General features: G+C 46.3%; 21 protein-coding genes. 12 read left to right on the top strand and 9 right to left on the bottom strand.

Annotated elements, in window-relative coordinates:
• Positions 1-348: 348 nt before the first annotated feature.
• Positions 349-1,587 carry a peptidase T gene (gene pepT, locus MHB84_RS14280; RefSeq protein ID WP_076287350.1) on the top strand — a complete coding sequence of 413 codons (1,239 nt, stop codon included), beginning with the start codon at positions 349-351 and terminating at the stop codon, positions 1,585-1,587.
• A 138-nt stretch (positions 1,588-1,725) separates the two neighbouring features.
• On the opposite strand, the gene MHB84_RS14275 is transcribed toward pepT, so the two are convergent.
• Positions 1,726-2,418 carry a Crp/Fnr family transcriptional regulator gene (locus MHB84_RS14275; RefSeq protein WP_063567772.1) on the bottom strand — a complete coding sequence of 231 codons (693 nt, stop codon included), beginning with the start codon at positions 2,416-2,418 and terminating at the stop codon, positions 1,726-1,728.
• Positions 2,419-2,687: 269 nt separating this feature from the next.
• On the opposite strand from MHB84_RS14275, the gene MHB84_RS14270 reads away from it, so the two are divergent.
• Positions 2,688-3,542, top strand: a complete 855-nt coding sequence (locus tag MHB84_RS14270; protein WP_076287349.1) for a methyl-accepting chemotaxis protein — start codon at positions 2,688-2,690, stop codon at positions 3,540-3,542.
• A 138-nt stretch (positions 3,543-3,680) separates the two neighbouring features.
• Here MHB84_RS14270 and MHB84_RS14265 read toward each other — a convergent pair whose 3' ends face one another.
• Positions 3,681-5,111 carry an alanine/glycine:cation symporter family protein gene (locus tag MHB84_RS14265; protein ID WP_076287348.1) on the bottom strand — a complete coding sequence of 477 codons (1,431 nt, stop codon included), beginning with the start codon at positions 5,109-5,111 and terminating at the stop codon, positions 3,681-3,683.
• A gap of 446 nt (positions 5,112-5,557) precedes the next feature.
• Here MHB84_RS14265 and MHB84_RS14260 point away from each other — a divergent pair, with 446 nt between their 5' ends.
• Positions 5,558-6,487, top strand: coding sequence for a response regulator (locus tag MHB84_RS14260; protein WP_076287347.1), 930 nt, complete (start codon positions 5,558-5,560; stop codon positions 6,485-6,487).
• Positions 6,488-6,608: 121 nt separating this feature from the next.
• On the opposite strand, the gene MHB84_RS14255 is transcribed toward MHB84_RS14260, so the two are convergent.
• Positions 6,609-6,785: an aspartyl-phosphate phosphatase Spo0E family protein gene (locus tag MHB84_RS14255; RefSeq protein WP_053782597.1), complete on the bottom strand. Its 177-nt coding sequence runs from the start codon at positions 6,783-6,785 to the stop codon at positions 6,609-6,611.
• A gap of 539 nt (positions 6,786-7,324) precedes the next feature.
• Here MHB84_RS14255 and MHB84_RS14250 point away from each other — a divergent pair.
• The 4 genes from MHB84_RS14250 (at position 7,325) to MHB84_RS14235 (ending at position 9,517) form a co-directional block, all read left to right on the top strand.
• Complete coding sequence (locus MHB84_RS14250) at positions 7,325-7,948, top strand: acetate uptake transporter (RefSeq protein ID WP_062322933.1); 624 nt, start codon at positions 7,325-7,327, stop codon at positions 7,946-7,948.
• Positions 7,949-8,133: 185 nt separating this feature from the next.
• Positions 8,134-8,601: a hypothetical protein gene (locus tag MHB84_RS14245; RefSeq protein WP_076287346.1), complete on the top strand. Its 468-nt coding sequence runs from the start codon at positions 8,134-8,136 to the stop codon at positions 8,599-8,601.
• Positions 8,549-8,905 carry a helix-turn-helix domain-containing protein gene (locus MHB84_RS14240; protein ID WP_143764493.1) on the top strand — a complete coding sequence of 119 codons (357 nt, stop codon included), beginning with the start codon at positions 8,549-8,551 and terminating at the stop codon, positions 8,903-8,905. Before MHB84_RS14245 ends, MHB84_RS14240 begins: the two co-directional genes overlap by 53 nt.
• Positions 8,906-9,004: 99 nt before the next feature.
• Positions 9,005-9,517: an acyl-CoA thioesterase gene (locus MHB84_RS14235; protein ID WP_024629762.1), complete on the top strand. Its 513-nt coding sequence runs from the start codon at positions 9,005-9,007 to the stop codon at positions 9,515-9,517.
• Positions 9,518-9,535: 18 nt separating this feature from the next.
• Here the strand turns inward: MHB84_RS14235 and MHB84_RS14230 are convergent, their stop codons facing one another.
• Complete coding sequence (locus MHB84_RS14230) at positions 9,536-10,171, bottom strand: TetR family transcriptional regulator (RefSeq protein WP_179087114.1); 636 nt, start codon at positions 10,169-10,171, stop codon at positions 9,536-9,538.
• 198 nt (positions 10,172-10,369) lie between these two features.
• On the opposite strand from MHB84_RS14230, the gene MHB84_RS14225 reads away from it, so the two are divergent.
• On the top strand, positions 10,370-11,137 hold the full coding sequence (locus tag MHB84_RS14225) for an SDR family NAD(P)-dependent oxidoreductase (protein ID WP_063567763.1): 768 nt from the start codon (positions 10,370-10,372) through the stop codon (positions 11,135-11,137).
• 128 nt (positions 11,138-11,265) lie between these two features.
• Here the strand turns inward: MHB84_RS14225 and MHB84_RS14220 are convergent, their stop codons facing one another.
• The 3 genes from MHB84_RS14220 to MHB84_RS14210 are packed head-to-tail and all read right to left on the bottom strand — an operon-like array spanning position 11,266 to position 13,613.
• A complete protein-coding gene (locus tag MHB84_RS14220; RefSeq protein WP_240342987.1) occupies positions 11,266-11,589 on the bottom strand; it encodes a hypothetical protein in 324 nt (107 codons plus the stop codon).
• A 45-nt stretch (positions 11,590-11,634) separates the two neighbouring features.
• Complete coding sequence (locus MHB84_RS14215; protein ID WP_076287343.1) at positions 11,635-12,936, bottom strand: sensor histidine kinase; 1,302 nt, start codon at positions 12,934-12,936, stop codon at positions 11,635-11,637.
• A complete protein-coding gene (locus MHB84_RS14210) occupies positions 12,936-13,613 on the bottom strand; it encodes a response regulator transcription factor (protein ID WP_076287342.1) in 678 nt (225 codons plus the stop codon). Before MHB84_RS14210 ends, MHB84_RS14215 begins: the two co-directional genes overlap by 1 nt.
• A 251-nt stretch (positions 13,614-13,864) precedes the next feature.
• On the opposite strand from MHB84_RS14210, the gene MHB84_RS14205 reads away from it, so the two are divergent.
• Genes MHB84_RS14205 through MHB84_RS14195 form a run of 3 tightly spaced genes read left to right on the top strand, consistent with a single transcriptional unit; the run spans position 13,865 to position 17,710 of the window.
• Entirely contained in the window at positions 13,865-14,683 is an 819-nt protein-coding gene (locus tag MHB84_RS14205) for a polyphosphate polymerase domain-containing protein (protein ID WP_076287341.1), read from the top strand.
• A complete protein-coding gene (locus tag MHB84_RS14200; protein ID WP_076287340.1) occupies positions 14,676-15,356 on the top strand; it encodes a DUF4956 domain-containing protein in 681 nt (226 codons plus the stop codon). Before MHB84_RS14205 ends, MHB84_RS14200 begins: the two co-directional genes overlap by 8 nt.
• A 26-nt stretch (positions 15,357-15,382) precedes the next feature.
• Complete coding sequence (locus MHB84_RS14195; protein WP_076287339.1) at positions 15,383-17,710, top strand: carbohydrate-binding domain-containing protein; 2,328 nt, start codon at positions 15,383-15,385, stop codon at positions 17,708-17,710.
• A gap of 235 nt (positions 17,711-17,945) precedes the next feature.
• On the opposite strand, the gene MHB84_RS14190 is transcribed toward MHB84_RS14195, so the two are convergent.
• Together MHB84_RS14190 and MHB84_RS14185 are read right to left on the bottom strand one after the other, a co-directional pair.
• On the bottom strand, positions 17,946-18,524 hold the full coding sequence (locus MHB84_RS14190; protein ID WP_076287338.1) for a class I SAM-dependent methyltransferase: 579 nt from the start codon (positions 18,522-18,524) through the stop codon (positions 17,946-17,948).
• Between the two features lie 156 nt (positions 18,525-18,680).
• Complete coding sequence (locus MHB84_RS14185; RefSeq protein WP_076287337.1) at positions 18,681-19,352, bottom strand: FHA domain-containing protein; 672 nt, start codon at positions 19,350-19,352, stop codon at positions 18,681-18,683.
• 222 nt (positions 19,353-19,574) lie between these two features.
• Here MHB84_RS14185 and MHB84_RS14180 point away from each other — a divergent pair, with 222 nt between their 5' ends.
• Positions 19,575-19,730: a hypothetical protein gene (locus MHB84_RS14180; protein ID WP_179087113.1), complete on the top strand. Its 156-nt coding sequence runs from the start codon at positions 19,575-19,577 to the stop codon at positions 19,728-19,730.
• The last annotated feature ends 91 nt before the right edge of the window (positions 19,731-19,821 follow it).

Genomic DNA, 19,821 nt, shown 5'->3' with positions numbered 1-19,821 from the left:
TGGCCTTTTTCTTCTGTGCATTCACCACAACTCGAAATGAACCCAAAACATGATATGATAGCCATACAGACATACAGGTTATACTATACCCACTTTATATAAGTTGTACCTAACGGTTACACGAAAACGGAGAGGGCAGGATAAACTGGAGAAGCGAAGCTAAAAGCTTTCTGAAAGAAAGCTGCATCGGAAGCACACACTCGCCTTTATCACCGGATTTTCCCTTTTAATAAGGGAATCAAAAAAATCTGGGGATAACAGCGATCAGAAGGGTATTCTGACCTCGTAGTGATAGTGTAAAATAAGTGGTCAACTTATATACTAACCGAGCCGAAGGAGCGATTACTGGTGAAAGATATTTTAATTCAAAGACTAACAACCTATGCTCAAATGGACACACAATCCGATGAAAATAGCGAGACCTGCCCTTCCACACCAGGCCAGCTGGTCTTGGGTAAATACCTAGTTGAAGAATGTACATCCATTGGATTGCAGGAAGTGACCATGGATGATAACGGCTACGTAATGGCGACATTGCCATCCAACACAGACAAGGATGTTCCAGTGATCGGTTTCCTGGCTCATCTGGATACAGCAACCGACTTCACAGGCAAAGATGTCAAACCACAGGTCATCAACAACTATGATGGACAGGACATTGTGCTGAATCAGGAATTGGATGTGGTGTTATCCACCACTGATTTCCCAGAACTGCGTGAATATAAAGGCCACACTCTGATTACAACAGATGGCACAACACTGCTTGGCGCGGACAATAAAGCCGGTATTACCGAGATCATGACAGCAATGGCCTACCTGATTGAACACCCGGAATTAAAACATGGAAAGATCCGTGTTGCTTTTACCCCGGATGAAGAGATTGGCCGTGGGCCGCATAAGTTCGATGTCCCTGCTTTTGGAGCCAAATATGCCTACACGGTGGACGGCGGACCACTTGGCGAGCTGGAATACGAAAGTTTCAACGCGGCTGCTGCCAAAATCACAGTACGGGGCACCAACGTGCACCCGGGCACAGCCAAAAACAAGATGGTCAATTCGGCTAAAATTGCGATGGAGTTGAACCGCCGATTGCCTGCGGAGGAAGCACCCGAATTCACAGAAGGTTATGAAGGATTCTATCATTTGTTATCTATCGAGGGAGACGTCGAACTGACTAAGATGAGTTACATCATCCGGGACTTCGACCGGGAGAAGTTTGAGGAACGTAAAGCGTATTTGTTGGATGTCGTGGGCGAATTGAAAAACAAATATGGCGAGAAAAGTATCTCCATTGAATTAAATGATCAATACTATAACATGCGTGAGAAAATCGAACCTGTGCGCCAGATCGTCGATATTGCACACGAAGCGATGACTCGCCTGAATATCGAACCTGTCATCCGCCCAATTCGGGGAGGCACAGACGGTTCCCAGCTTTCGTACATGGGTATGCCTACACCCAACATCTTCACTGGCGGAGAGAACTATCACGGCAAATTCGAATATGTATCGGTGGATAATATGGTGAAGGCCACACAGGTCATCGTGGAAATCGCTCAATTATTCGAACAGCGTGGAGATGTTTAAACCATATCTAAATTAATAGAACGACAAAGAAAAAAAGCCTTCACCTGACAAGTGGAGGCACTGGACACCCTCTGATCTGCAGAGGGTGTCTTTACATTTTTACCGTAAAACGATGTGAGGTACTGCCATCTAACCTACTTATTCGTACATATTACCTCCCGCAATTTCACGCAGCTGCTCCAGATTGCAGATGACAATGTTGCGCTGTTCTTTGCGGATGATTTCACGGTCACGAAGGTCATGGATGACCCGGTTCAAGTGTCTATAGCTCGTGCCCAGCATATCGGCCAGCTCTGTTAACTTGGAGGTCTGGATTTCTTCTGTGATCTGCTCCCCCTGTTCCATCGTGGACAACAAATAGCTTGCAAAACGGCTCTCTACAGGATAAAGCAGATTAAGACTCGATAGATTCGAGAAGGTATATAATTTGTGGGTCACATGACTAAGCATAAAATGGAGAAATTTCGGGTTTTCAGCATATGTATTCTTGAGATAGCGATAGCTTACACCGAGCAGCAGGCTCTTGTTGACGGATTCCACCGTGTTTTTGGCTTCCTTACCATTGACCAGCTCCAGATCACCTACCAGCGCAGGAGGCATACTGAAACGCAGCAACAAAGACTTGCCATTCGGAAGTGTTGTATAAATCTTGAGCTTACCTTGGACGAGAAAATATAATCGTTCGGGACGTTCACCTTTGGCACATATAATCTCGCCTTTGGAGGCTTCGAGCAACCTTAATTCAGCAAGTGCAGGCTCGTCGAGCACCTGATCCAGGCCATGCTCCCGCGCAAGCTGGCGCAGCAATCCAAAGTCCATGATTTCTCTCATCTCGGAACCCCCCTGTGTAGATCTACATATGCATTGGACACATGTCCCATAAACGATATAGATCAGTACAAATATCTTGATGTAAAAATAGTTACAACTAGAACTTATATCCAATACATTCATTTAAATGGGAAACACTTTAAAATCCAGCCTTCAAAATGACAATATTTTATGAAAAAAGAAGTACATGATAGCGCACTCTTATCCGATGAAAGATAAAGCAATAAGCATAGTTACAACTGCTAATTTAGAATTCAAATAAAGAAAGGATGGTTCTACCTGTTATGAACGTTGTAGATGCTCTTTTGAAAGTAATGCCTTATATCCGTATGATTCTTAGAGAACCAGCCAGTCTAACGGTGTATGATCACGAGAAGGTACTGTATTCTGTCTCCACCGATAAGTTCAATCTTGGATTCAACGAAGGTGATCCTCTTTTGGATGGATATAAGAACTTCACCGCTCTCACGAACGGAAACGAAGCCTCTCTGACCCACCTGCCGGCAGAATACTACGGTATCGAGCTTGATATCCTTAATGTACCGATCTTTGATGATAATCATCAGGTCGTTGCTATTTTCTGCGTATCATATGATCAATCGAACCAGAATCAGCTTGAAGCTATTATACAAGAAAACCAAACGATTAATGGAAACCTGGTTGAAATGGTCCAGCACGTTGCCGCTCATGCGGAGGAATTGCAGGCCACCAGCGAACAGATTCTGGAGAATACACGCCTGGCGGTAAAGAATTCGTCTCAGATCAACAAGGTTGCCGGGTTCATTCGTGAAATCTCGGAACAGACCAACTTGCTTGGGCTCAATGCCGCTATCGAAGCTGCGCGTGTAGGTGAAGCCGGAGCAGGCTTTGGTGTGGTCGCAACGGAAGTGCGCAAACTTTCTGTCGATGCCAAACAAGCTACCAGCGATATTGATATTAGCTTGAAGGATGTACAACAGGTTATTAAACAGATGGAAGTCGAAGTATCTCAGATTGCAGCTTCTTCTCAGGAGCAAGCTACGCTCGTATCTTCGTTCACGGATGTCATCGAGAAGCTGAATGAAGCGGGAGAACGCATGAAAGCCCTGTCTGAGCAACTGATCAGTTACTCTGTGAACGATTAAGAAAATGTGCATCTCCCGATAGGATGGTTACCGACTCCACCAGTACTCTTTGAATAATAACTAATTTAGATGTAATAAACAGGACTTGGAATCCCCGTCCCCGTGACGGAAATTCTAAGTCCTGTTTCATTTGTCTTTTTATCGCGGTGTACGTGGAGTCCCTACTACCTCGGCCTCCGACTCCCAGCATTCCACTTCTCCCGGAATGTGAATACGGTCCCGAGTAAAGATCGGGTCACGTCCTTCGGCCTTTTGTTTCTTGTAATCTTTCAGCGCATCGAATGTCACCTTGGACAGCATCAGGATGGCGATCAGATTCACCACAACCATTAGTCCCATAAACAGGTCGGCCAGATCCCATACCAACTGTACCTTGGCAACGGCACCGAACAGCACCATCGCGATGACACATACACGGTATACCCACAGCCATACTTTATTGGATTTGATAAACTCAATATTGGTTTCCCCGTAGTAATAATTCCCGATGAGCGTACTAAAGGCAAACAGGAACACCATCACTGCCAAAAATCCGGATGCCCATGAACCAATATGCACACTTAATGCCGCTTGAGTTAATTCAATCCCGCCCAGATTGGAACCTTTGTACACCCCAGATAACAAAATAATCATGGCCGTGCTTGTACAAATAACCAAGGTATCGGTCAACACACCAAATGCCTGAATAAGCCCTTGTTTGACCGGATGTGTTGTATCCGCCGTAGCGGCAGCATTCGGTGCACTACCCATACCCGCCTCATTGGAGAACAAACCACGTTTGACACCATTCATCAGCGCGGCTCCAAGTGTACCACCCGCGACCTGTTCAATGCCGAAGGCATTTTTCACAATCAGCGCAATCATGGCCGGAAGTTGTGTGATGTTCGACAGAACAACAAATGCAGCCACACCAATGTACAGCACAGCAAGAACAACGACGATGTATTCAGACGCCTTGGCAATCCGTTTAACACCACCCATAATGATTCCTGCGAACACAACGGCCATAATGATGCCTACAGTCAACCGATCGATGCCGAAAGAATTTTTAAATGCGACTGTAATCGTGTTGGACTGCACAGCATTAAAGACCAAACCAAACGACAACGTAATGAGAATTGCGAACAATATCCCCATCCATCGTTTCCCGAGGCCACGCTCCATATAATAAGCCGGCCCTCCGCGGAATCCGCCTTTATCTTTGATTTTATAAATTTGAGCAAGCGTACTCTCCACAAAACTCGAAGCTGAACCAAAAATTGCGATAACCCACATCCAGAATACAGCCCCTGGTCCCCCCAGTGCGATTGCCAGTGCAATACCGGTAATATTCCCGGTTCCCACGCGGGCCGCCATACTGATACAGAATGCCTGAAACGGCGAAATTTTGCCGGGCTCCTTGCTCTTCGGCTCCTTGAGCACTTTCACCATATCCCCAATCATGCGGAATTGCATGAACCGGGTCTTGGTCGTAAAATACAAACCACATACGACCAACAAGATGATTAACAGCTTGGACCACAGAAAATCATTGAAAACTGCAATAATATCTTGTATTGTTTGCTCCATTGGCTATGCCCCTTTTCGTTGACGGTTCGTTAAAAAGCGTTCCCCAGCTGTATGACTGAGCGAAAAATTCTCATACTACTTCATAAAGGCATACAGTTCTATCGCTCCAGACGGACAGATCTCTGCTGCAGTACAATAGTTAAGAGATCGTTTGCACCATTCTGCACATCTCGGAATCCACATTTTCGGATGTTACCTATACTACAGGGTCATCTACGGAAACCGACAAATACCTACACGGAAACATTTAAATTTTTTATAAATAAGCAACGTTTATCCATTCACTGTTACTTTATCTGACATATCCGTCAGCATACACGGGTCTTCACATCGGGATATACAACCAAGTATGATAATAGGGGACATTAATAGCAGGGAAAGATCATTTATAGAGCAGAGAACGAAATATATAGGAGTGAACTTAATCAGAAAGGAGGACCACGGAAATGCGTTATTTTATTGTGGATGATGATCCTGGGGTTCGATCCATGCTAATGGATATTATTGAAGATGAGGGGCTCGGTGAGATTGTGGGAGAAGCCGAAGATGGGGCTCATATTCATGCTGAACTGTTGGAGCTGCATAAGGTGGATGTACTCCTGATTGATCTGCTCATGCCGCAGCGAGACGGGATTCAGACGATACGTGCGCTTGAAGGAAGGTTCGATGGCAAGATCGTGATGATCTCCCAGATTGAGTCGAAAAATATGATTGGGGAAGCCTATTCGCTTGGCATCGAATACTATATTACGAAGCCGATTAATCGACTGGAGATTCTGTCTGTTCTGCGACTGGTGGACGAGCGTCTGCGTATGCAGCAATCCATCGCAGATATTCAGCGTACGCTGCAAGGACTGTCCAGATTACAATCTTCTGAACGTGCTTCAACACCGGCCCCTGACAAAACGATCACGACAGCAGGACATTTCCTGTTATCCGAGATGGGCATGATCGGAGAAGCCGGCAGTAGAGATCTGCTGGACATGCTGGAATACCTGGAGCAGATTGAAACGGAGGAACATAAACTCTCTCCATACACGTTCCCGTCACTTAAGGATATCTTCCAGAATGTAGCCATACGCAAACTGGGTTCCGATGCCACATCAGCGGAAATAACGAAGGAGATCAAGGCATCCGAGCAGCGCGTTCGCCGGGCAATTTTCCAAACATTAAGCCATGTCGTATCGCTCGGACTCACGGATTACACACATCCGAAGTTCGAGAATTACGCGTCAAAGTTCTTTGACTTTACGGAGATTCGCAAGAAAATGCTGGAACTGCAAAACAATGTGGAGCCCTCCTTGTCCCAGACCCGCATTAACACCAAAAAGTTCGTTCAGGTACTGTATCTGGAAGCCAAGCGGCTGTTGCATTAAAGAGTAAAAAAAACATGCGCTCATGATCGAACTGGAACTGATACAGCATTCGTTCTTCCTGCTGCCTATTCCAGCTATTATCATGTGCGCATGATTGCAAAAAATAGCTCATCTATATCCATCAAGCCCTCGGCTTGCTTAAGTGCATTCGATTATACTCATTGATCAATTCATCCAGTACCATGGACTGCTGAAGCACATCGGGATGTCCAAATCTACCCTCGTTATGCTCTACCAACATATGAAGGTTATGTCTGGCTTTCTCTATTTGATTTTTCAATTCCAAACTCATAACCATCGCGTCTAATCCCTCCCTATTTCTGTGTTACATTTTAGGTTTTCCTGTCAATCTATAGTTGGATTAACATATGGCATAGTTCGCATGGATGTTTTGTATCCTTCTCCAATTTTTGAAAGTCTCTATAGCCATCTCTACAAGACGATCCGAAAATGGCTCTGCAACGCCTAATTGAAGGTTGGTTTACAATTTCACGAGCAAATTTTCCCCACTAACTTCATATTCAAACAGTTGTGTCATTATTGTGTATGTTAAAAAACCAAAAAAACCCTCTCAATCTACAGGCTTACCCAAGGGGTAACCCTATTCGATAAAGAGGTGCTTCTTCGTCAGTTCACTTTAAAGAATAAACATGTAATTTTCCGTTTTTCTCCACCTTGCTCCAAAAGGTAATAAAATCCCTTTTCATACGTAATTCATTCAGGTACAATAGGGCGATGTGTGTGTCCGGACCAGGCGGATACAAAATAAGAAGTATAGAGGACGATTCAGTTCGAGCGGATCATCCTGATTTGATTATTTGGAGGCTCATCAACACCATGCAAACCGATTCACAGACTAAAGTCAAAATCATAAACGCCGATCCCAGCGCGATGGGATTATTTGGGTTGGCCATCGTCACTCTGGTCGCTTCTTCCCAAAAGCTTGGCATTACAGACGGCCTTAGCTACGCCATTCCTTGGGCGATTTTCCTAGGTGCTTTTGCCCAGTTGTTCGCTTGTATTCAAGATTCCAAACGTAACAACACCTTTGGCACAACTGCCTTCGGCGCATATGCATTCTTCTGGTTCGCCATGGGTGCCAACTGGCTGATCAAAATGGGCGTGTTTGGCTCCACTCTTGCGGAACAGGCAGATGGAAAGCAGCTCGGATTTGCTTTTGCCGGATACCTCGTGTTCACCCTGTTCATGACGCTGGGTGCCGTGGAAGCCAACAAAGTATTGCTCATCATTTTCATTCTCATTGACTTCCTGTTCCTTGGCCTGACCTTTGACGCTTTCGGCGTAGCTCCTCATATCTTCCATACCATCGCAGCTTATGCTGAAATGGGAATCGGAATCGTGTCGTTGTACGGCACAGGTGCTTCCGTACTGAACGCTCACTTCGGCTATACGTTCTTGCCTATCGGCAAGCCGTCTGGCATTTTCAGACCCAAGGCTTAATATACAGCATCAAACCGCCAGCGCGCCGGTCCGCGCCTGGCGGTTTTTTTGAATCATGCTTCACTTGAATAGGGATACAGCTTCTTTTTTACTTTTTACCATTTTTTTTATTTCTTTTTCTGAAAAAAAGTATAATATTAACATGTTATATACAAAATTCTACTAGGTGAAGGAGTTTATAACAAATGAGAAACAAAGCAAGATCCGCAGTTTTATCCTTAGCACTAGCCGCAACTTTGGCGATCCCAGCAGTAGTTAGCGCTGATAGCGTCCAAGCAAATCCGGCAGATGAGACAACGCCACCAATTGTTACTCCGTTCTCTGTTGGTAACCAACAGCCGCTCACAACTGTGAGCGCTGCTACTTCTATCGTCCCCGCTTATTTCTCGGTTCCAGCTGGTTACGGACATGGTAAATTCTACTTCCTAAACAATGGAACAAGCAATCTAACTGTTACGATGACACACTCATCAGGATTAGAGTATATTGCAGCTACTGTTAAGCCGGGAGTAGCATATACTTGGAGAAGCACGGCGGATTATCCGCAAGGTATGCGCGGTGGTGATTATACCATCTCATTCCATTGTTCCAGTGGTGTAAATGCAAAGTGGTCTGCATTCGCTTCCAATAGCGTCACTGAAGCTAACGCATAAAACATTGAAATCCGTTACGACTGATTATTCACAAAAAAGGATTCGAAATGTAACAGTGTATGACAGTCTATTATATTGGTACATCAGACGGCATGTCGTCGACGCTAAAAGCGCCCTAGCTTCCGATAATATCGGTGAACGAGCAGGACTCAAGCAGTCGGCTATTGCCCGACTGGAGAGCTCCGCGCAGATTCCGCGCTTCGATACGCTCCAGAAGGTGGCTTTTGCGCTTGGCTTGCGCTTTGAACTGGTTCCTGATGGCGAGGAAGAAGTGACCGACACCTATACTAGAACTAACATATAGAGAGGATGGACGCGGCATATCTTGCAGCGTCCATCAGCCATACTGTCAGGAGGACTACAAAGAATGAGAGAGATACCTAAACCTACGGAATTAGATCAAGTGGAGAGAAAGTATGTGCGTGAAACACGTTGTTTCAAGACGGCAAGAGTATTTCCAACCGATGTAAACAACCATAATACCTTGTTTGGCGGCAAACTCATGTCCTATATCGATGACATTGCATCCATCGCCGCATCCAAGTTGTGCCGGGTCAATACCGTCACGGCTTCGACCGATTCGGTGGATTTCCTGTATCCGATTAATCCGACGGATTCGGTGACGTTGGAATCCTTCGCATCGTGGACGGGACGAAGTTCAATGGAGATTTTTGTTAAGGTGATCCGCGAGGATCTGAAGACGGGGGAGAAAAAGATTGCGGCGACCGCATTCCTTACCTTTGTCGCTTTGGATGAAAATAACCGTAAACTCATTGTTCCTCGCATCATTCCGGAGACGGAGGAAGAGAAGAAATTATACGAAACTGCCCCAGCCCGCGCGGCCATGCGGAAACAACGGCGAGAAGAAAGCAAGAACTTCGCCGACTTCCTCACCGTTAGTTACCCCTGGGAATAAAAGAACCGCGCGCGCTATTCAGTCCTGAAGCATACGTTCATGAATGGTCCGACCCTTCTGCCCTGGTTCAATCAGGAGACGCGTCGGTTTGATATTAATTAGCGCGGTCAGCTGTTCTCCCATGTAGTGGGAAGAATACTTGAACCCAATCTCCGCCCAATGCATAATCACACCAACGGTTGCAGATACCAGGTAACTTAGCATGATGTCGTAATTAATGGTGTACTCGCTGTCTTCGGTCACCAATACAAAATCTTCGGTTAAATATGTTCTGAACATGTTGCAAAGTCTGGTTCCCATATCCCCATGCATCGTCATTAAAGCTCGAAAGATGTCTTGATGCGCTTCAATATATTCAAATACAGGCATCGTTGATGGCAGTAATGCTGTCATATCTACTTCTTTTAACTCCGCATAAGGTGATGCATAAGCTTGTCCCACGCCCTGCATGAAATCATCCAGAATGAATTGCAATAGCTCGGGTTTACCAGGAAAATGTAAATAGAACGTTCCCCGGTTATAATCCGCCCGCTCCGTAATGTCACGAATCGTGACGGCTTCAGCTCCCTTTTCCAATATCAAAGAAACTGCCGCAGCGATGATGGCATCCTGCGTTCTTCGTGCTCTCCGATCCTGAGGGTGTTCGATAATCAACATTTCCACCTCCTCTGTCCATTATTGTAACCTAAATGAACACCGCTTACATCTCTGTCCGATAGCTGACATATGCGCTGTCAATGATGATTGTCACATTTCTATGTATATCTTAACATTGAGATAGGAACGATAGACCACAGGTTGAACGTTCACTCACAGTTCACCTGATTTCATTTTATAAGGAGCGAATACATGATGAGTACATCATATACCCAAACAGCCGTTATTACAGGAGCAGCCGGAGGCATCGGTAAAGAATTGGCACGCCGCCTTGCTGAACGTAAAATTAATCTGGTGCTGGTCGACCTGAACGAAGAAGCCATCCAGCAAACCATCACGGATCTGAAACTCGACAAAGAGCACGCCATTGCAGTGAAAGCAAACGTATCTCAAGAAGCCGACGTGAAAAACTATGTGCAGCAAGCACTTGATACGTTTGGTCGTATCGATTATTTTGCCAACAATGCCGGCATTGAAGGTCCAACCGGACTGATCGAGGATCTGAGCGTTGAAGCGCTCGACCTCGTATATAACGTCAATGTGCGCGGCGTATTCCTTGGTTTGCAGAACGTCATCCCTGTCATGAAAAAACAAAAATCTGGTGCGATTCTGAATACCTCTTCCCTCGCAGGTCTGATGGGTGCTCCAGCCGTATCTCCATATATTATGTCCAAACATGCCGTGATTGGCCTCACCCGCACAGCAGCGAATGAACTCGCGCCTCATGGTATTCGGGTTAACGCGGTATTGCCAGGCACCATTAATACCCGTATGATGCGTCAAATCGAAGCAAACTCCGGTAATGTGGAAGATTATCAATCCGCTACCGTATCCGCAATTCCGATGGGCCGCTATGGTGAACCGGAAGAAGTCGCAGCCATCATGAACTTTCTGTTGTCCGAAGAAGCTTCGTATGTCACCGCTTCCCTCTATACTGTCGATGGCGGTATGATGGGTCAATAAGGAAAATGGGCCTAGCCCAACGGGCTGGCTGTTTAAAAGGTAATTCCCAAAGCACAATCCAAAATGACCTCAAAATTCCACAGTAACGTGGAAGCTGAGGTCATTTTTCTTAATAGATTGATTTAAATTTAATCCACGTAGCCTGCGAGACCTTTTTCCATCAAGTAGTCCATTTCAGCATCCAGAATGCCTTCAACGGTCAGCTCGTCCAGCTTCACATCTTTGCGGCTCAGAATGTAGTCGGCCAGATCATCACCGTCGATATCCACGTCGCCTTTGGCATTTTCATGTGCTTTGTTAATGTATGCCTGCTCGTGCTTCAGGACAAGAGCGATATTCGCTTCGCTTGCCTTTGTCTTCTCTGCAATATATGCCTTCATTTCCTGTTCATTAATTGAATTTGCCTCAGTCACGTTAAAGTCAGCTCCTTGATTCATACGTTCTGTTGTCATTGTAGCATAGGTTAACCCACAACAGTCATGCCTTATTCCTTACCCCTAGGATAAACGAACGTAAAATGTTGCACCTTCCCCTACCACACTGCGGGCGTAAATCTCACCTTTGTGCTGCTCCACGATCGACCTTGCAATCGCAAGACCCAATCCATGTCCACCATGTTTCCGAGCTCTGGAGGCATCCGTGCGATAGAAACGATCGAAGATCCGGTCCAGATGTTCAGCCGCAATGCCCTCTCCCGTGTTGGAAACGGCCAGCACAACATCATTATTTTGTTTCTTCAACGAAACGTTGACCGAGCCTTTGGCTCTGGAGTATTTCACAGCATTATCGAGCAAAATCAGAATGACTTGCTTAATCTGTTCGCTGTTGCCATGGACCATGAGCTGCGGCTCAATGCTGTAGTCCAAGGATATATTTTTCTCGAAAATCACAGCTTCCATCGTCAAAATGATCGTCTCCACCGCATCGCTCATATTGAATTTGGCATGAATCATCGAGGATCGCGAATCGTCAATTTGAGTCAGATATAACAGATCATTCGTCAGTCCCGACATGCGTTCCGTCTCCGACTTGATGTAATGCAGCCACTTGGCCTGATTCTCAATCGTGTCCTCCCGGTTCGCGAGCAGCACATCCGTGTTGGTATTAATGATCGCCAGCGGCGTTTTCAACTCATGTGAAGCATCGGCTATGAACTGCTTTTGCTTCTCAAAGGCTTCCTTGACCGGGGTAATGGAACGATTGGCGAAATAACGGCTCAGGAAGAAGATGACGATCAGCATGATCAGACCTACGATGGCAAAAGTATAAATCAGATTCGTTAGGATGCCCTGTTGGGCCGTCACATCGATGAACACAATCATGTGCCCTGTGCTGCTCGGGTCGATCACATAAGCCCAGTCCGTTCCATTCAGCGTAAATTGTCCGGTTTTCCGATCCAGATCGTTAACCTTGTCCACCTTTTGCAAAGCTTCAGTATAGAACGTGTCATCCATATCAAACCTGGAGTGTGCATCCGTGATTTTCCACTCACTGTCCGTCTTGACCATGAACGATACAGAACGACCTGGCGGTGAGTTCGGATCACTTCCCGGTGCTCCATTCGCAATGGAATCCGATGGTTGTGATCCTGTCACTGAATCCCTGTCATCACCACGCGGTATCTTGCTGGAGTTGTACGGACCATGATAGAAATCCGACACTTTGAACAGCTCCATGTTGGTTTCCCTCTGTACATTCTGGTACGTAATGATGTAGATCGTAGCAAAGGCAACCAGCATCATAATTGAGATGGATACCAGGTTCACGATCAGAAATCGATTTCTGAGTTTCTTGAACATCAGGACGTCACCTCAAGTACGTACCCCACACCCCGAATCGTATTGATGCGGACCGCGGAGTTCAGGAAGGTTAATTTTTTGCGTAAAAACGAGATGTACACCTCCACATTGTTATACTCCACTTCCGAATCGAAACCCCACAACTTCTCAATAATCTGCTCTTTGGAAGTGATGGCCTGTTTGCGAGTGATTAACAGTTCCAGCAGTTCATTTTCCTTCAGATTCAGCTTGATCTCCTTACCTTGAACACTTAGCTTCAGCTGCGTGGTGTTCAATTCGACGTCACCGAACTTCAGTCCATCCTCTGGAACGACTTCTCCCTTCCTTCTCAGGGCTGCCCGAATCCGTGCGAGCAATTCCTCCGTGGCAAAGGGCTTTGCTATATAATCATCGGCTCCATAATCCAGCCCGGTCACTTTGTCTGAAATTTCTCCTTTGGCTGTGAGCAGAATGACAGGCGTATGATTGCCTTCGCTGCGCAGTTTCTTCAGCACGGTAATCCCGTCCATTTCCGGCATCATGATGTCCAGCAGCAACAGATCATAGATTCCACTCAGCGCATAATCCAGACCCGATCTCCCGTCATGCACCATGTCTACAGAGTAATTGTGTTTTTTCAATATTTGCGATACGGCTTCTGCCAAATGAACCTCATCTTCCGCAATAAGTATTCTCATCGGTTCTTCATTCCTCTGCATGAATTGGTTTCGATATATGTCAATCTATTATACCAACGATTGTAACAACCGAACCTTGAATCAATCTTAATTCCACTTTTTTCGCGAACTATTAAAGGAAGGTAAAAAAAGATCAACGGAATGTAAAATCATTTAAGATTCATTCAAGGTTGGGGCTCTAAGATACAGACATGGAAGCAATACACGATGCAACAAAACATACAAAACATGGATGAAAGGACTGAACCCCCATGGCAATTGAAGTATTCAACCGATATGAGAGCAAGTATCTCCTCACCGATGAGCAGTACGAGAACTTCTACACCGACTTGCTGAAGTATATGGAGCTGGACGCCTATAACAAAAAACACGAGTTTTACTCCATTAGCAACCTGTACTTTGATACTCCGCAGGATTCCCTGATCCGCGCCAGTCTCTCCAAACCCAAATACAAGGAGAAGCTGAGACTGCGGGCATACGGAATTCCTGAAGAGAATGCGAAGGTATATCTGGAGATCAAAAAGAAAGTATTTGGCCTGGTGAACAAACGCCGAACTGCCCTGAAGCTGGATGAAGCCTACGAATTCGTACGGACAGGCAAAGCGCCTGATCTCGCTGATTATATGAACAAACAGGTTGTCGAAGAGATCAAGTATTTCCTCCGGCTGTACGATCTGGAACCAAAAGTATATCTGGCGTATGAACGCAAAGCGTTGTTCGACAAGAACAGCCGCGATCTTCGCATCACCTTTGATACCAACATCCGCAGTCGCAGATACGATCTGAAGCTGGAGCAAGGGGATTACGGTGAACCACTGGTGAAAGATGGACGCTGGCTGATGGAAGTCAAAGCCGAGAAAACCGTTCCGATGTGGCTCTCTCAACTGTTATCCGAACACGGCCTATATCGCACCGGATTCTCGAAATACGGCAATGAGTACAGACATCTGGCCAGAACAACCAACCTGAACTACCAGACTGAACGAGAATTGCTGCCGGGTACCGATTTCAACCCATCCATAGAACAAGAAAAAACAATCACAGAAAGAGAGCGTGTAGTATATGCTTGATTCCATTTTCAGCTCAGCTTTAACAGATACCACCCTAACTTTTAGTAATGCAATTCTAACGATCGGACTTGCCATCATCATGGGGGTCATCATCAGCCTGACGTACATGAAGACAAATCAAAGCACATATTCCCAAAGCTTCACACTAACTATGGTCGTCTTGCCAGTCATCGTAGCCATCATCATTCTTCTGATCGGCAGCAATATTGCCCGTGCATTCAGCCTCGCCGGTGCCTTCTCCATCATCCGATTTAGAAGTGCGCCTGGTGACCCGAAAGACATTGCTTATGTTCTGTTCACCATGGCTTCCGGTCTTGCCTGCGGTGTAGGCGCATTCGGTTATGCTGTAATGTTCACCATTATCCTGTGTGTACTGATGTTTGTCCTGAGCCGCTTCAACTTCGGAGGGAAGAAAGCCCAGCAAAAAACGCTGAAAGTAACCATTCCGGAAAACTTGAGCTATGAAGAAGCACTGAACGAAGTGTTCCATAAATTCAACGTACCTTTTGATCTCAAAAAAATCAGAACGACCGAACTCGGCAGTCTGTACGAGCTTGTCTACAGTGTTACCATTCACGAAAGTGTAAGCCAAAAGGAATTCTTGGACGCGATTCGTACACGAAACGGAAATCTGGATATCTCGTTAACGATGAGTCCAACACCAGAATACTAAATTGAATCCGAAGGGAACGATATACTATGAAAAAGAAAATCATAACTGGCAGCAAACTGTGGTCCGTCGCGATGATTACTGCAATGGTTACGGCTTGCAGCGCCCCGGCAGCAACCAGCAGCACTGCAAACGCCGCAGTGTCAACGACAGGGACAACCAAAACCGTATCCGTCAGTGAGCAAACCTCAGTGAAATATGCCGATCTGGTCACGATGGATGCAGACGATACCAACGTTAGCTGGAGTGCAACAGATTCCACAACGATTAAGCTGAACGGTACGACCGCTTCCATCACAGGATCGGGTGCAAAAGCAGCAAACGGATCGGTAACCATCTCCGCAGCAGGTACCTATGTACTTAGTGGCAAGCTTACCGATGGACAGATTGTGGTCAATGTTGCTGATAAGGGCACCGTACATCTCGTATTAAACGGGGCAACCATCAATGATAACGACAGTGCAGCTATCTATATCCAGAAAGCGGGCAAAGCCATTATTACGTTGGAGGAAGGAACCGAGAATGCCGTCTCGGATGGCAAGACTTACGTATACGCCGACGCAACAACAGATGAGCCGGATGCAGCCATCTTCAGCAAGGCAGACCTGACGTTCAATGGTACAGGCAAGTTGACAGTTACGGGTAACTATAATGAAGGTATTACGAGCAAGGATGACCTGAAAATCGTCAGCGGCACAATTAACGTCAAATCGGCCGATGACGGCATCAAAGGTAAAGATATGGTGGCGATTCAAGCCGGTACCATTACCATTAATTCAGAAGGTGACGGCATCAAATCTACAAACGATACGGATACGACCAAAGGCTTCGTTGCCATTGCAGGAGGCACATTCAACATCCAGAGCGGCAGCGACGGCATTCAAGCGGAAACCGCATTGGTTACGGATGGCGGCACATTTGACATCGTAACCGGAGGCGGCAGTGAAAATGCACCAGAAAAAGTAGAAGAAGGACCATTTGGCGGCGGTGGCGGCGGATGGGGTGGCGGTACACCTCCAACCGATATGGGCACACCACCGGATGGGGAACCACCTGCTGATATGCCGAACAATAATGGAACGAACGCAGCAGGCGCAGCACCATCCAGCTCTACAAATGCAACAGCACCTGCTGATTCCAATGCAGATGCAGACACAAGCACAACAGCTGCAGAAGAAGAAACAACGAGTGCCAAAGCACTTAAAGCAGGAGCAGATCTTACCGTTAATGGCGGTACGTATACGATTGATTCCATGGATGATTCCCTGCACAGCAACAACAATGTGACCGTCAATGACGGCAAGTTCAGCATTGAATCCGGTGATGACGGTATTCATGCAGATCAGGCGCTTACCATTAACGGCGGAACGATCACTATTGCCAAGAGCTATGAAGGACTTGAAGGTGCAATTATCACTATGAACGATGGGAATGTAGATGTGACTGCATCAGATGATGGCGTGAATGCTTCCGGTGAAATAACTGCAACTGATGCAAATGCAACCACCACTGCAGATGACAGCACTCAAGCAGCCGATACCGATACAACTGCAGTCTCCAACACTTCTGTTACAGAGACGACTGGCACAACATCAACTACGGATCAGGCCAATCAAAGTACAGACGCGAATAGCAATACTCGCCCACAAGGCGGTGCTCCAGGTGGTATGCCGGGTGAATCCGCCAGCAACAGTGAGCTTCATATCAACGGCGGTTCCCTCACTGTCAATGCAGGCGGCGACGGACTGGATTCGAATGGCTCCATCTATATGACAGACGGTACGGTCATTGTGAACGGTCCTACAGACAGCGGCAACGGAGCACTGGATTATGACGGTAACTTCGAGATTAGCGGTGGATATCTGGTCTCAGCTGGCAGCTCCGGTATGGCTCAGGCAACATCTGAATCATCGACTCAAAATACTATTGCCATGACGTTCCCTGAAACGCAAAAAGCAGGAACACTGGTACACGTGGAAGACAGCGAAGGCAATAATATCCTGACCTTTGCTCCAGCGAAAGATTATCAAACGGTGGTAGTCAGCTCCCCGGATCTGAAAAAAGATGGCTCTTACGTGATCTATTCCGGCGGATCATCGACTGGTAAAGCTGTGGATGGGCTCTATACAGACGGAACGTATAGTGGCGGAACCAAAGTGGTTGCCTTCCAATCCACAAGCAATGTAACTTGGGTGAATGAATCTGGTGTTACAACTGCCAATACAGGTATGGGTGGTCCAGGCGGAGGCCGTGGCCAAGGTGGATTCGGAGGCGGTAGAAACAGAACGCAATCCGGTACATCGGGCACAACAACAGACACTACAGGTACAACGGGCACTACAGATACCGCCAAGTAAGCTAAGATTCAGGCTATAAAAAGCTAACGATTAAACAATTAAAAATAAGGGATGTCCCATACGTCATGAATATGACGAGGGACATCCCTTATTTTTGCTATTTTTTTCTATAGAAGCTGGTACACGCTATTCGCTCTCAATTGCCCAGGTCTGTGAAGGAATAACGTTGCTGATGTTCATTAAATGCTGCATCCCTTGATATCCATCTTTTAAGATGCTGTACATTCGTTAGCGCTCAAAACGTATATACATACACCTTGGTACGCAGCGTATCCCGGCATGTAATCGTCCGTAGCGGTACCTTGCCTGGCAGTGCAAAACAAACGCTAATCACCTTTGCTCCCGGCGGAAGCTCCCGATTGAATTTGTCGACGAGACGTTTCATTGCTCCAGGGAACAAATAACAAATGACGCAATCTGCGTGTTCATATGAACTGGTATAGATGTTGCCACGGATGAATCGCAGCCGCCCCTCCAGAGAATGACGCTTTCCCTTCGCTCGCCGTAAGCGGACACTTAGAAAAGCAATGAATTGGGAGGCCCATAAGGGAATGATTGAATTTTCGATCCCCGTAAGCCGTTTACCTGGGCAATGCCTCACCACATCCAGTCCGAGCGTTCCCCACCCGGAGCCTGCCTCAATAACATCGCCGTAACCGGGAATGCGGTTGACCTCCTGAATGACTGTCTGCCTGACGATGCTGGATGTAGGCATCGGTGAGATTCCATTTTTCCAACTGACCAGCACGATGGATACTACCGATATAAGTGTCACCACAGCAATGAGCCATGGTATAAATTGAAATATGAACATAACCTCAACCCTTTGGATTTTAATTAAGAGGCGGCATTTGCACCTTCATCATAACAAAAGAAGCTTCCCCAGGTCTAAAAAAGCCTGGCAGAAGCTTCCTGCTTGTTATTCTATTTTGGGTTAATCTCATTCCATCCCGCTGCTCATTTCACGCATTCAGTCCGGCACATGGGACTTCATGTATACACCCTTTTTGTACACCGACTTGATTGTAAAATGTACGCCCAGCTTGCGATTTGTCCGGTAGATGAGCGAGTTAATCTCGTCAATGCCCACCGGCTCACTCTCCAGCATGCTTCGCTCCGGCCACACTTGGCCGACAATCTGCTCCCGTGTCACAAAGTGATCCAACTGGCTGTACAATAGCTTGAACAGTTGGTACTCCTTCTTGGACAGTGGAATCTCCACTTCTCCAATCTGCACGGTTTGCAGGTGATCCTGTAAACGCACGCCTTCGCCCAGCAGGTCAGATAACCGATATTCTCTCGTTTCTTCGAGATCCCCTTCTACGCGAAGCTGAATCAAGCCGTTGACCAGCGTCAGGCTGTCTCCTTCGGCAAACGGATATTTCTCATAAGGAACGAGGCGTTGCCCGTTCAATTCCGTTCCATTTTTGCTATCCAGATCCTCAATCCACAGTTGCTGCTGCACATCATAATGAATGCGGCAATGCCGCTTCGATATCAACTGATTGTAGACAGACAATTCCAATTCATCTCCACCCGTGTAACGCCCCACAGTAATGGAACGCCCCTGGCTGACATAAGCGAACGAACCGTCACTTTCCTGCCCTGGCGTACGAATGACGATTTTTGCCGTCTCCCGCATGTTATTCTCCCACCTTCAAATATCACTCTATCTCTATGAGCCTTCCGTTCATAAATAATGATAAATTCATCAGATTTGTTCCATTGTTTGCATCCGTAACAATTTATATAGTGTATACAGGCATCGTTATATGCTTTTCTCTACTATACCAGACGTTGTGCCTTTTTTCTCATAACCGTCGTATGCATGTCTTAGCCCAATCAACAAGAGAGGTCCCTCATCATGAACAAAAAAAACATTTTCATATATGTGCTGCTCGCCTTCACCCTGTCCATTACATTAACAGTGCTCTCCCGCATCAATGATGATCGCGGAGAATCATTGAAAGGCATAAACACAACCGAAACATCATGGTTGCAACTGAATACCCAGCCGTAAGTATACTCTATTATAACGTGATCAACGGAAAAAACGTTTCACGAATGTCATCTTATGCTGGGTCATGCCATCCCTGAATGAAGAACAGATC

The organism is Paenibacillus sp. FSL F4-0087, assembly GCF_038020215.1.
GTDB lineage: Bacteria > Bacillota > Bacilli > Paenibacillales > Paenibacillaceae > Paenibacillus > Paenibacillus taichungensis.
The sequence above is the reverse complement of the archived record's forward strand: the minus strand, read 5'-3'. Positions and strand labels throughout refer to the sequence as shown.

What these genes read in the sequence shown, in the direction of transcription:
- MHB84_RS14275 (WP_063567772.1), bottom strand. Translation starts at nt 2,418, where the DNA reads ATGAGAGAAATCATGGACTTTGGATTGCTGCGCCAGCTTGCGCGGGAG.
- MHB84_RS14270 (WP_076287349.1), top strand. Translation starts at nt 2,688, where the DNA reads ATGGTTCTACCTGTTATGAACGTTGTAGATGCTCTTTTGAAAGTAATG.
- MHB84_RS14265 (WP_076287348.1), bottom strand. Translation starts at nt 5,111, where the DNA reads ATGGAGCAAACAATACAAGATATTATTGCAGTTTTCAATGATTTTCTG.
- MHB84_RS14260 (WP_076287347.1), top strand. Translation starts at nt 5,558, where the DNA reads ATGCGTTATTTTATTGTGGATGATGATCCTGGGGTTCGATCCATGCTA.
- MHB84_RS14255 (WP_053782597.1), bottom strand. Translation starts at nt 6,785, where the DNA reads ATGGTTATGAGTTTGGAATTGAAAAATCAAATAGAGAAAGCCAGACAT.
- MHB84_RS14250 (WP_062322933.1), top strand. Translation starts at nt 7,325, where the DNA reads ATGCAAACCGATTCACAGACTAAAGTCAAAATCATAAACGCCGATCCC.
- MHB84_RS14245 (WP_076287346.1), top strand. Translation starts at nt 8,134, where the DNA reads ATGAGAAACAAAGCAAGATCCGCAGTTTTATCCTTAGCACTAGCCGCA.
- MHB84_RS14240 (WP_143764493.1), top strand. Translation starts at nt 8,549, where the DNA reads ATGCAAAGTGGTCTGCATTCGCTTCCAATAGCGTCACTGAAGCTAACG.
- MHB84_RS14225 (WP_063567763.1), top strand. Translation starts at nt 10,370, where the DNA reads ATGAGTACATCATATACCCAAACAGCCGTTATTACAGGAGCAGCCGGA.
- MHB84_RS14220 (WP_240342987.1), bottom strand. Translation starts at nt 11,589, where the DNA reads ATGACAACAGAACGTATGAATCAAGGAGCTGACTTTAACGTGACTGAG.
- MHB84_RS14215 (WP_076287343.1), bottom strand. Translation starts at nt 12,936, where the DNA reads ATGTTCAAGAAACTCAGAAATCGATTTCTGATCGTGAACCTGGTATCC.
- MHB84_RS14210 (WP_076287342.1), bottom strand. Translation starts at nt 13,613, where the DNA reads ATGAGAATACTTATTGCGGAAGATGAGGTTCATTTGGCAGAAGCCGTA.
- MHB84_RS14205 (WP_076287341.1), top strand. Translation starts at nt 13,865, where the DNA reads ATGGCAATTGAAGTATTCAACCGATATGAGAGCAAGTATCTCCTCACC.
- MHB84_RS14200 (WP_076287340.1), top strand. Translation starts at nt 14,676, where the DNA reads ATGCTTGATTCCATTTTCAGCTCAGCTTTAACAGATACCACCCTAACT.
- MHB84_RS14195 (WP_076287339.1), top strand. Translation starts at nt 15,383, where the DNA reads ATGAAAAAGAAAATCATAACTGGCAGCAAACTGTGGTCCGTCGCGATG.
- MHB84_RS14190 (WP_076287338.1), bottom strand. Translation starts at nt 18,524, where the DNA reads ATGTTCATATTTCAATTTATACCATGGCTCATTGCTGTGGTGACACTT.
- MHB84_RS14185 (WP_076287337.1), bottom strand. Translation starts at nt 19,352, where the DNA reads ATGCGGGAGACGGCAAAAATCGTCATTCGTACGCCAGGGCAGGAAAGT.
- MHB84_RS14180 (WP_179087113.1), top strand. Translation starts at nt 19,575, where the DNA reads ATGAACAAAAAAAACATTTTCATATATGTGCTGCTCGCCTTCACCCTG.